The following is an 811-nucleotide window of genomic DNA, read 5'->3' as shown; positions in this document are numbered from 1 at the left end:
GTGGGACGAGATCGAGAAGTCGCTGGCTCCAGCGTTCGCACACAAGGACCGCGCTGGTCGCGCTGTGGAGGAGGCGGACCTGTTCGGCACGACGCTGCAATTGGTCGGCGGTGGTGTGAGCAACCGCGGCCGGCCGCGCCTGCCGATCCGGCTGATGGTGGCGCTGCTGTACCTGAAGCACGCGTTTGACCTCAGCGACGAGGAACTCGTCCTACGCTGGAGCGAGAACGTGGTGTGGCAGTTCTTCAGCGGCATGGCGTACTACACGCCCAAGCTGCCGTGCGACGCCACGCAGATCGGGCGCTTTCGGCGCGTGCTGGGCGAGGCCGGGGTGGAGCAACTGCTGAAGTCCACGATCGAGGCGGCGGTGGCGATGAAGGCCGTGGACAAGCGCGAGTTCGAGCGCGTCATCGTGGACTCCACGGTGCAGGAGAAGGCCATTGCGCACCCGACCGACAGCCGGCTGCTGGAGGTGGCGCGCGAGAAGATCGCTCGTCTGGCCAAGCGTGCCGGCATCCAGCTCAAGCTCACGCACGCGCGCGAGGGCAAGACGCTGCGCCGCCGGGCCGCGGGCTACGCCCACGCCAAGCAGTTCAAGCGCCTCAAGCGCGTGCTGCGCCGCCAGCGCACCATCCTGGGCAGTCTGCTGCGCGAGGTGCGACGCAAGATGACGGCGTTGCCACAGGCGGCGCAGGACGGCCTGACGGTCTGGCTGGAGCGCGCCGAGCGGCTGCATGCCCAGAAGCCGCACGACAAGGGCAAGCTGTACGCGCTGCACGCCCCGGAGGTCGAGTGCATCGGCAAAGGCAAG

The 811-nt window shown here is 68.6% G+C and carries 1 protein-coding gene; it reads left to right on the top strand.

The features are described 5' to 3' along the window. Nucleotides 1-811, top strand: an 811-nt coding sequence (locus ACK4TH_RS12490; protein WP_409626917.1) for an IS5 family transposase, incomplete at both ends; no start/stop codon positions are given.

The sequence above is a fragment of the Tepidimonas sp. genome (assembly GCF_046292505.1).
Lineage (GTDB): Bacteria > Pseudomonadota > Gammaproteobacteria > Burkholderiales > Burkholderiaceae_C > Tepidimonas.
Note: the sequence above shows the minus strand (reverse complement) of the source record. Positions and strands in the feature narration are given on the sequence as shown.